The 9268-nt window shown below is 74.2% G+C and carries 7 protein-coding genes; 3 read left to right on the top strand and 4 right to left on the bottom strand.

Annotated features, from left to right (window positions below; all coding sequences use genetic code 11):
* Positions 1-90: 90 nt before the first annotated feature.
* The 4 genes from ACOJTC_RS25660 to ACOJTC_RS25645 form a co-directional block, all read right to left on the bottom strand.
* Positions 91-1158, bottom strand: a complete 1068-nt coding sequence (locus tag ACOJTC_RS25660) for an NADH:flavin oxidoreductase/NADH oxidase (RefSeq protein ID WP_420118811.1) — start codon at positions 1156-1158, stop codon at positions 91-93.
* Positions 1159-1235: 77 nt separating this feature from the next.
* On the bottom strand, positions 1236-2552 hold the full coding sequence (locus tag ACOJTC_RS25655) for a dicarboxylate/amino acid:cation symporter (RefSeq protein WP_420118813.1): 1317 nt from the start codon (positions 2550-2552) through the stop codon (positions 1236-1238).
* Positions 2553-2757: 205 nt separating this feature from the next.
* Positions 2758-3468 (bottom strand): DUF998 domain-containing protein, encoded by a 711-nt coding sequence (locus ACOJTC_RS25650; protein ID WP_420118810.1) that lies wholly within the window; start codon positions 3466-3468, stop codon positions 2758-2760.
* Positions 3461-4426, bottom strand: a complete 966-nt coding sequence (locus tag ACOJTC_RS25645) for a glutathione S-transferase family protein (protein WP_420118809.1) — start codon at positions 4424-4426, stop codon at positions 3461-3463. Before ACOJTC_RS25645 ends, ACOJTC_RS25650 begins: the two co-directional genes overlap by 8 nt.
* Positions 4427-4583: 157 nt before the next feature.
* Here ACOJTC_RS25645 and pcaF point away from each other — a divergent pair, with 157 nt between their 5' ends.
* The 3 genes from pcaF (at position 4584) to ACOJTC_RS25630 (ending at position 9038) form a co-directional block, all read left to right on the top strand.
* The gene (pcaF, locus tag ACOJTC_RS25640; protein ID WP_420118808.1) at positions 4584-5789 is read left to right on the top strand and encodes a 3-oxoadipyl-CoA thiolase; all 1206 of its coding nucleotides are present in this window, start codon (positions 4584-4586) and stop codon (positions 5787-5789) included.
* A 188-nt stretch (positions 5790-5977) separates the two neighbouring features.
* The gene (locus ACOJTC_RS25635; protein WP_420118812.1) at positions 5978-6865 is read left to right on the top strand and encodes an SAM-dependent methyltransferase; all 888 of its coding nucleotides are present in this window, start codon (positions 5978-5980) and stop codon (positions 6863-6865) included.
* A gap of 7 nt (positions 6866-6872) precedes the next feature.
* On the top strand, positions 6873-9038 hold the full coding sequence (locus ACOJTC_RS25630; RefSeq protein WP_420118807.1) for a putative bifunctional diguanylate cyclase/phosphodiesterase: 2166 nt from the start codon (positions 6873-6875) through the stop codon (positions 9036-9038).
* Positions 9039-9268 lie beyond the last annotated feature (230 nt).

Raw genomic sequence — 9268 nt, 5'->3', positions numbered from 1 at the left:
GGGGGGCGGGGGCGCGGGGTCCCCCCCCCCCCCCCCCCCCCCCCCCACACCACCCCCCACAGCGGTCGCCGCAGGCCGGTCGGCAGACGGTCAGAAGGCGCGGGCGTACGGTTCGGGCCAGTCGGGGGTGGCACCGAGCTTCGCGGCGGCCCGGCGCGGCCAGTACGGGTCACGCAGCAGTTCCCGACCGAGCAGCACCAGGTCGGCCTCCCCGGCGGCGACGATCTGCTCGGCCTGCTCCGGCTCGACGATCAGGCCGACCGCACCCGTCGGCACGCCCGCCTCGCGGCGGATCTGCGCGGCCAGCGGCACCTGGTAGCCGGGTCCGACCGGGATGGCCGCCCGGGTCGACGCCCCGCCGGAGGAGGCGTCCACCAGGTCGACGCCGGTCGCGGCCAGCTCGGCGGCGAGGGCGACGCTGTCGTCCACCGTCCAGCCGCCGTCGACCCAGTCGGTGGCGGAGATCCGGGTGAGCACCGGCACCTGCTCGCCGACGGCGGCCCGGACCGCGCGGGCCACCTCCAGGGTGAGCCGCATCCGGGCGGCCCGGTCGCCGCCGTAGCCGTCGGTGCGGTGGTTGGTCAGCGGGGACAGGAACTCGTGCAGCAGGTAGCCGTGTGCGGCGTGGATCTCCACGACGGCGAAGCCGGCGTCGACGGCCCGACCGGCGGCGGTGGCGAACGCGGACACCACCCCGGCGATCCCGGTCTCGTCCAGCGCGGTCGGCTGCCGGTAGTCGGGCAGGAACGGCTCGGCTCCGGGGCCGACCGGCGTCCAGCCGCCCTCGGCGTCCGGCACCCCGCCGCGCTCGGCCGCCCAGGGCCGGTAGGTGCTGGCCTTGAACCCGGCGTGGGCGAGCTGCACGGCGGGCACCGCCCCCTGGGCGGCGACGAACGCGGTGACCGGCCGCCACGCGTCGACGTGCGCGTCGGACCAGATGCCCGTGTCCTGGGGGCTGATCCGCCCCTCGGGAACGACCGCGGTGGCCTCGGTGAGGATCAGGCCGGCTCCGCCGACGGCCCGGGACCCGAGGTGCACCCGGTGCCAGTCCGTGGGCAGCCCGTCCGGGCCGGCGCTGTACTGGCACATCGGCGCGAGGGCGATCCGGTTGGGCAGGGTGACGCCGCGCAGGGCGAGTGGGGTGAACAGGGCACTCATGCGGGTGATCCTCCGGTACGGGCGGGTGGCGGTGCGGGGCGGGGCGCGGTGTCCAAAGGAGGGCCCGGCCGGTGCGCTCAGGCCGGTGCCGGCGCGAGGTCGTCGCGGCGGGCCGGCCGGTCGGCGGCCTCGTCGGCGTCGGTCTCGTCGGCGTCGGTCAGGTCGCGCCGTCCGGCGTTGGCGTAGGCGTCGCGGTCCAGGATGCCCTCGCGGGCGGCCACGATGGTCGGCACGACGGCCTGCCCGGCCACGTTGGTGGCGGTGCGGATCATGTCCAGGATCGGGTCGATCGCCAGCAGCAGGCCGGCCCCGGCCAGCGGCAGGCCCAGCGTGCTCAGGGTCAGGGTCAGCATGACGAGGGCACCGGTCAGGCCGGCGGTGGCGGCCGAGCCGACCACCGAGACGAAGGCGAGCAGCAGGTAGTCGCCGATGCCGAGGTCCACCCCGAAGACCTGCGCCACGAAGATCGCGGCGAGCGCCGGGTAGATGGCGGCGCAGCCGTCCATCTTGGTGGTCGCGCCGAACGGCACCGCGAAGGAGGCGTACTCACGGGGGACGCCGAGCCGCTCGACGGAACGCTGGGTCACCGGCATGGTGCCCACCGAGGACCGGGACACGAAGGCCAGCTCGATCGCCGGCCAGGCCCCGGCGAAGAAGCGCAGCGGGTTGAGCCGGCCGGCCGTCACCAGCAGCAGCGGGTAGACCACGAACAGGACGATCGCGCAGCCGACGTAGACGGCGGTGGTGAACTTCGCCAGCGGGGCCAGCAGGTCCCAGCCGTACGCGGCGACGGCGTGGCCGATCAGCCCGAGGGTGCCGATCGGGGCGAGCCGGATCACCCACCACAGCGCCTTCTGCACGATGGCCAGCACCGCGCGGTTCAGTTCGACGAACGGCTCGGCGGCCGCGCCGACCAGCAGCGCGGCGGCACCGACCACCAGGGCGAGGAAGACGATCTGGAGCACGTTGCCCTCGACGAACGCGCCCACCGGGTTGGTCGGCACGATGCCGGTGAGGAAGTCGGTCCACGAGCCGGTGGTCTTCGGGGCGGTCGCGCCGCCGACGTCCAGGCTCACCCCCCGGCCCGGGTCGGTGAGCAGGCCGATGCCGATGCCGAGGCTCACCGCGATCAAGGCGGTGACGCCGAACCAGAGCAGCGTCTTCAGCGCCAGTCGGGCGGCGTTGGCCACCCCGCGCAGGCTGACCACGCTGACCACGATCGCGGTGAAGACCAACGGCGGGACGGCCAGCTTGAGCAACTGGACGAAGAGCCCGCCGACGGTGTCGAGGGTGCTGGCCAGCCAGCTCAGGTCGCCCTCGCGGGCGAGGAAGCCCAGCGCCGCGCCGAGCACGAGGCCGAGCAGGATCTGGGCGGAGAAGGGGAATTTGCGCAGGGTGGAAGCCATCAGGGCGGGTCCAATGTCGGTAGGGATCGGTCGCGGGCAGCGTCAGGAGCGTGGCTGCGCCGGACAGACCCCACTGGCCTGGCGTCGGAGGTCGACGTACAGGCGCACGGTGAGGTGCCAGACATTGGTCATCGCCTGTCGACGCTACTCCCGGCCGACCGCGAGCTGGAAGGACCGCTCCGCGTGAGGCTCCTTACACAGAGGTTGTCGACCCGGTGACCCGTTCGTCACGTTCGTCGTGCTCACGGGCACGGGGCACGCCGGGGCCGGTCCGGTCGGCCGGTCTGGCACCGGCCGGCCGGTGCCGGGCCAGCAGCAGAGCGGTGCACAGGCCCCAGCCGGCACAGACCACCAGCAGCACCCGTTCCAGCCCGGCCACCAGATCGCCCCGGCCCACCGTCAGCAGGCCCAGCGCGACCGCCCCGGCCACCGGCAACGCCAGCACCCCGGCGACCCGGGCCACCCGGCGCAGCCCCGGCGTCGCCGGCCGGAGGAACCCGACCACCAGCATGGCGAGCACGGTCACCCCGGCCGCCACGATGCTCGCCCCGGCGTGCACCAGGTCGGCCGGTGTCGCCGCCTCGAACGGCGGCAGCGGGCACCCGGCGCTGCACGTCACCGCGCCGGAGACCACGGTGCCGGCCGCGCCGGCCCGCAGCAGGCCGGCCGCGAGCCGCAACGTCACCGGCAGCGCCGCGGCCAGCGACAGCAACGCCGCCGCCAGGGCGAACACCCCCATCCGGTACGTCGAGGCGAACGCGCTGTCGCTGACGCCGGCCTCGCTGACGTACCCGCGCCACGGGCCACCCGGGCCGGCTCCGACGGCGACGGTCACCGCGACCGCGCCGAGCAGCACGCAGCCGGCGGCGACCCGGCCGGCGACCGCGCGGGCGGCCTCAGGCACGGCCGTGCGGGGTGAGCCAGCCGGACGTGTCCGGGCCCGCCGGCACCACCCCGGTGGGATTGATCTCACGGTGGGTGGCGTAGTAGTGCCGCTTGATGTGGTCGAAGTCGACCGTCCCGCCGAAACCCGGGGTCTGGAACAGATCCCGGGCGTACGCCCAGAGCACCGGCATCTCGGTCAGCTTCTGCCTGTTGCACTTGAAGTGCCCGTGGTAGGCCACGTCGAAGCGGACCAGGGTGGTGAACAGCCGCACGTCCGCCTCGGTGATCGCGTCACCCATCAGGTACCGCTGCCCGGCCAACCGCTGTGACAACGCGTCCAGCCGGGCGAACAGCGCCGCGTACGCCTCGTCGTACGCCTGCTGGGAGGTGGCGAAGCCGCACCGGTACACACCGTTGTTGACGTCGGTGTGGATCTCGGCCATCAGCGCGTCCAGCTCCGGACGCAGCGCGACCGGGTAGAGGTCGGGCGCGTCCGGGGCGTGCAGGCGTCGCCACTCGGTGGAGAAGTCGAGGGTGAGCTGCGGATAGTCGTTGGTGACCACCCGGCCGGGGAGCGTGTCCACCAGCGCGGGCACGGTCACCCGGCCGGTGTAGTCGGGATCGGTGGCCAGGTACGCCTCGGACAGGAAGCCGATGCCCAGCGCCGGGTCGAAGCCGTCCGGGTCGAGGGTGAACCGCCAGCCGCGTTCGTCGCGGATCGGATCGACAGTGCCCAGCGAGATCACCCCGTCCAGGCCGAGCAGGCCCCGCACGATCATGGCCCGGTGCGCCCACGGGCAGGCCCGGCACCAGATCAGCCGGTACCGGCCGGCCGCAAGCGGCCAGCGCCCCTGCTCGTCCGGCCCACCGCCCTCGGGCGAGGTGGAGTGCGGGGTGACCCGGCCGGTGAACCGGTTGGGCTGGCGGACGAACGCCCCACCGCCGGAGGTCTCTGCGCTGAACTGGGGCCGGGTCATACCGCCAACCTATCCGGCGTCCGCCCGCCCGACCTGGTGCGCGCCCCGGCCGGGCGGCGTCCGGCGCGGGCGCGGATATCCTGACGGCGGGCGTCCCCCGTGACCCGGGTGACGCCGGGACCGCCAGCCCCTTCCCACCCCCGAAGGACGTGCGTCGATGAGCGTGGCCTACCTCGTGTCCGGAGTCCGTACCCCGATCGGCCGGTACGCCGGCGCGCTGGCCGGGGTGCGCCCCGACGACCTGGCCGCCCACGTGCTGCGCGAACTGGTCGCCCGGCACCCGGCGGTGGACTGGTCCCGGGTCGACGACGTGGTGCTGGGCTGCGCCAACCAGGCCGGTGAGGACAACCGCAACGTGGCCCGGATGGCGGCGTTGCTGGCTGGCCTGCCGCATGAGGTGCCGGGCAGCACCGTCAACCGGCTCTGCGGCTCCGGCCTGGACGCGCTGGCCACCGCCGCCCGCGCCGTGGTGGCCGGGGAGGCCGACCTGGTGCTCGCCGGTGGCGTCGAGAGCATGAGCCGGGCCCCGTTCGTCATGCCGAAGGCGACCACGCCGTATTCGCGGGCCGCCGAGGTGTACGACACCACCCTGGGCTGGCGGCTGGTCAACCCGCTGATGGAGGCGGGGTGGGGGATCGACTCGATGCCCGAGACGGCCGAGAACGTGGCCGCCGAGTTCGGCGTCGACCGGCGCGCGCAGGACGAGTTCGCGCTGCGTTCCCAACAGCGGGCCGCCAAGGCGCAGGCCGACGGCCGGTTCGCCGAGGAGATCGTGCCGGTGACCGTGCCGGCCGGTCGGCGGGAGACGAAGCTGGTCGAGGTCGACGAGCATCCCCGGGAGACCTCGCTTGCGAAGCTGGCCGCGCTGCCCACCCCGTTCCGGGCCGGCGGCACCGTCACCGCCGGCAACTCCTCAGGCGTCAACGACGGCGCGGTGGCCCTGCTTGTCGCGTCCGAGGCGGCGGTGGCCCGGTACGGCCTGAGCCCGCTCGCCCGGGTCAGCGGCGCGGCGGCGGCCGGCGTACCGCCCCGGATCATGGGGATCGGGCCGGTGCCGGCCACCCGTCGGCTGCTCGACCGGCTCGGCCTCACCCTGGCCGACGTGGACGTGGTCGAGCTGAACGAGGCGTTCGCCGCGCAGGGGATCGCGGTGCTGCGTGAGTTGGGCCTGCCGGAGGACGCCGAGCACGTCAACCCGAACGGCGGCGCGATCGCGCTGGGGCATCCGCTCGGGGCCAGCGGCGCCCGGCTGGCGTTGACCGCAGCCCTGGAACTGCGCCGTCGGGGCGGCCGGCGGGCCCTGGCGACCATGTGCGTCGGGGTGGGTCAGGGCATCGCCCTGGTGCTGGAATCCGTCGGCTGACCCGCCCGGACGCGCCGTGGTGTCCTGTGGTGCGCGGACGGACGCGTAGCGTGACCACGGTTCAGCCCGGCGGGTCCGACCTGCCGGTCCCGGGCACAGATCGGGGTCGGCTGATCTCCCGTACCTGGGCGGACGGGCCTAGAGTGGTCAGCACCACACGATCCGCGGGTCGGCCGGTGCGGCTCCGCGTGCCCGCGCACGCCGTCGACGCCGGTGCCCTCCCGCACCGCGGCGACGAACTGGGGGGCCAGGCAGAGATGCAGACGCCGGACGGACTTCCCGCCGAGATCGACCTGAGCCGGCCCAGCGCCGCCCGGGTCTACGACTACTTCCTCGGCGGCGCGCACAACTTCGAGATCGACAGGCGGCTCGCCGAGCAGATCGCCGGCATGACGCCGAACCTCGCGGCCACCATGCGCTCCGGCCGGGAGTTCCTGCGCCGCGCCGTCCGGGCGCTGCTCGACGCCGGCATCGACCAGTTTCTCGACATCGGCTCGGGCATCCCCACCGTCGGCAACGTCCACGAGGTCGCCCAGGCCGCCGACCCGCAGGCCCGGATCGTCTACGTCGACATCGACCCGGTCGCCGTGGCGCACAGCCGCGAACTGCTCACCGGCAACGACCGGGCCGTCGCCGTGCACGCCGACCTGCGCGAGCCGAAGCTGATCCTGGACGAGGCCCGGTCCAGCGGCCTGATCGACTTCGACCGCCCGCTGGGCATCCTGCTCGCCGGGGTGGTGCACTTCGTCCCCGACGCCGACCGCCCGGCCGACATCCTCGCCACCCTGCGGGCCGCCGCCGCACCCGGCAGCTTCCTGGTCATCTCCCACTCCACCTTCGAGGACCAGCCCCAGGAGATGCTCGACGCGCAGCGGCTCTCGGCCCGCACCGACACCGAGATCACGCTGCGGTCCCGCGCCGAGATCACCGGCTTCTTCGGGGACTGGACACTGCTTGCGCCCGGCGTGGTGCACATGCCGCTGTGGCGGCCCGACTCGCCGTCCGACGTGGACGACCACCCCGAGCGGTTCGGGGCGTTCGGCGGCGTCGCCCGGTACGACCGACCCGCCGGCTGAGCCGACCATGTCCGCCGTTCCGGACCCCGGCGGCACCGACGCGTCCCGTCCGGGCGCGCAGGGCTACGCCGCCGACTGGGCACGGGCGGTACGCCGGCTCGGGTTCGTGCCGATGAGCACGGACGAGACCGAGCGGCTGCTGCTGACGCACACCGTACGGCTGGCGCAGGCCCTGCTCGCCGAGGAGTTCTCCGCCGCCCCGGCGGAGGAGGTGGGCCGGGCGCTGGTGGAGGCGCACCTGACCGAACCGCGCATCCTGGACTGGTCGGTGCGGGCGCTCGGCGAACAGTTGCCGCAGCGGGTGCTGCCCCCCGACGACCTGCCACCCGACCTGCCCGTCCGGGTCGCCGCCCTGCAGGGTGGGCTGGCCGCCGGGTTCGGCCGGGCGCTGCGCGACCGTACCTTCAGCCAGCAGGAGCGGATCGCCCGGTCGGCCTGGCAGGCGCGGGATTCCGTGGAGCGGGCGCTGCGCGACAGTGAGGCGCGGTTCCGGGCGGTCTTCACCGGTGCGGTCATCGGCATCGGGCTCGCCGGCATCGACGGTCAGATCATCGACGTCAACCAGTCCTTCGCCGACATGCTCGGCTACACCCCGGAGGAGCTGCGGCAGACCAACGTCTCGGCGCTGTTCCACCCCGACGACGCGGCCGGGATGTGGGAGATGTACCAGGAGCTGATCGAGGGCAAGCACGACAGCGTCCGGGTGGAGAAGCGCTACTACCGCAAGGACGGCAGCGTCGTCCTGACCGACCTGGCCGTCTCGCTGATCCGGCACGACGACGGTCGCCCCCGGTTCACGGTCGCGATGATCGAGGACATCACCCAGCGGTACGAACTCCAGCAGCGGCTGCGGTTCCAGGCCCTGCACGACCCGCTCACCGGTCTGCCCAACCGGACGCTGTTCTTCGAGAGACTCGGCCAGGTCTTCGCCGACGCCGGGCCCGAGCAGCGGATCGGCGTCTGTTTCCTCGACCTGGACGGCTTCAAGGCGGTCAACGACAGTCTCGGCCACGACCTCGGCGACCGGCTGCTGGTCACCATCGCCCGGCGGCTGTCCGACTGTGTCATCGGCCAGGGGCACCTGGTGGCCCGGATGGGTGGCGACGAGTTCGTCATCCTGGTCAACGGCGGTGAGGGCATCGACGACGCGGTCGGTGTCGCCGAGTTGGCGCTCGCCGCGGTGGCCGCGCCGGTGCTCGTCGGCGACCACCAGCTCGCCGTGTCGGCGAGCGTCGGGGTGGTCGAGTGCCCGGCCAGCGAGACCAGCGTGTCCGAGCTGATGAAGGCCGCCGACACGACGCTGTACTGGGCGAAGGCGGAGGGCCGGGGCCGCTGGGCGGTGTACGACCCGGAGCGCAGCGCTGCCGACATCGCCCGGTCCGCGCTGGCGGCGGGCCTGCCGGCGGCACTGGACCGGGGCGAGTTCGTGGTCCACTACCAGCCGATCGTGTCCCTGCTGGACGGCTCGATGCTCGCGGTGGAGGCGCTGGTGCGCTGGTCCCACCCGGAACTGGGCCTGGTCGGCCCGGACCGGTTCATCGGCCTGGCCGAGGAGACCGGGCTGATCGTCCGGCTGGGCGAGTGGGTGCTGCGGCAGGCGTGCCGCGACGCCCGCGCCTGGCACCGCGAGTTCCCGGAGGCGAAGCTGGTGGTCAGCGTCAACCTGGCCGCCCGGCAGGCCGACGACCCGGCCATCGTGGACACCGTCGCCAGCGCGCTGAGCCGCAGCGGCCTGCCGGCGGAGCTGTTGCAGCTGGAGCTGACCGAGAGCGCCGTGATGGGCACCGCCGGGGAGCCGTTACGGTCGTTGTACCGGTTGGCGGATCTGGGCGTACGGCTGGCCATCGACGACTTCGGCACCGGCTACTCGAACCTGGCGTACCTGCGGCGGTTGCCGATCCACTGCCTGAAGCTGGCCGGTCCGTTCGTCGAGGGCATCCGGGGTGACGGCGGCGACTCGTCTCCGGACCACCGGGACGAGCGGATCGTCGACGCCCTGGTCCGGTTGGCGCACGCGCTGGAGCTGTCCGTGACCGCCGAGGCGGTGGAGACCGGGGAGCAGGCCGAACGGTTGCGGGCGTTGCGCTGCGACACCGGCCAGGGCCGCTGGTTCGGGCCGCCCGCCCCGGCCGACCAGATCACCGCCCGGCTGCGCGGGGAGACGACGGAGTGACCTGCTCCCCGGCCCGGTCGGGGGCGTCGTCGACGGCGCGGTGGTGACCGGGGCGTGGTCGTTCGGGGTGGGGTGGCCGCAAGCGGCCGGTCGGGTACGGGTGGCCGGCGGGGAGGCCGGTGCTCTGGCATGGTGACGACGTGACCGGGACGGGACCGGGCGGGGGAGAGGTGGCGGGGTGAGCCTGACCGATGGTGGGGCGGCTGTCTCGGTGGTCGCGGCGATCGGGA

The sequence above is a fragment of the Micromonospora sp. genome, assembly GCF_048594385.1.
In the GTDB taxonomy this organism is placed as follows: domain Bacteria; phylum Actinomycetota; class Actinomycetes; order Mycobacteriales; family Micromonosporaceae; genus Micromonospora; species Micromonospora wenchangensis.
Note: the sequence above shows the minus strand (reverse complement) of the source record. Positions and strands in the feature narration are given on the sequence as shown.

Bases quoted from the DNA above. Each gene is read 5' to 3' on its own strand.
- ACOJTC_RS25660 (WP_420118811.1), bottom strand. From the start codon at position 1,158: ATGAGTGCCCTGTTCACCCCACTCGCCCTGCGCGGCGTCACCCTGCCC.
- ACOJTC_RS25645 (WP_420118809.1), bottom strand. From the start codon at position 4,426: ATGACCCGGCCCCAGTTCAGCGCAGAGACCTCCGGCGGTGGGGCGTTC.
- pcaF (WP_420118808.1), top strand. From the start codon at position 4,584: ATGAGCGTGGCCTACCTCGTGTCCGGAGTCCGTACCCCGATCGGCCGG.
- ACOJTC_RS25630 (WP_420118807.1), top strand. From the start codon at position 6,873: ATGTCCGCCGTTCCGGACCCCGGCGGCACCGACGCGTCCCGTCCGGGC.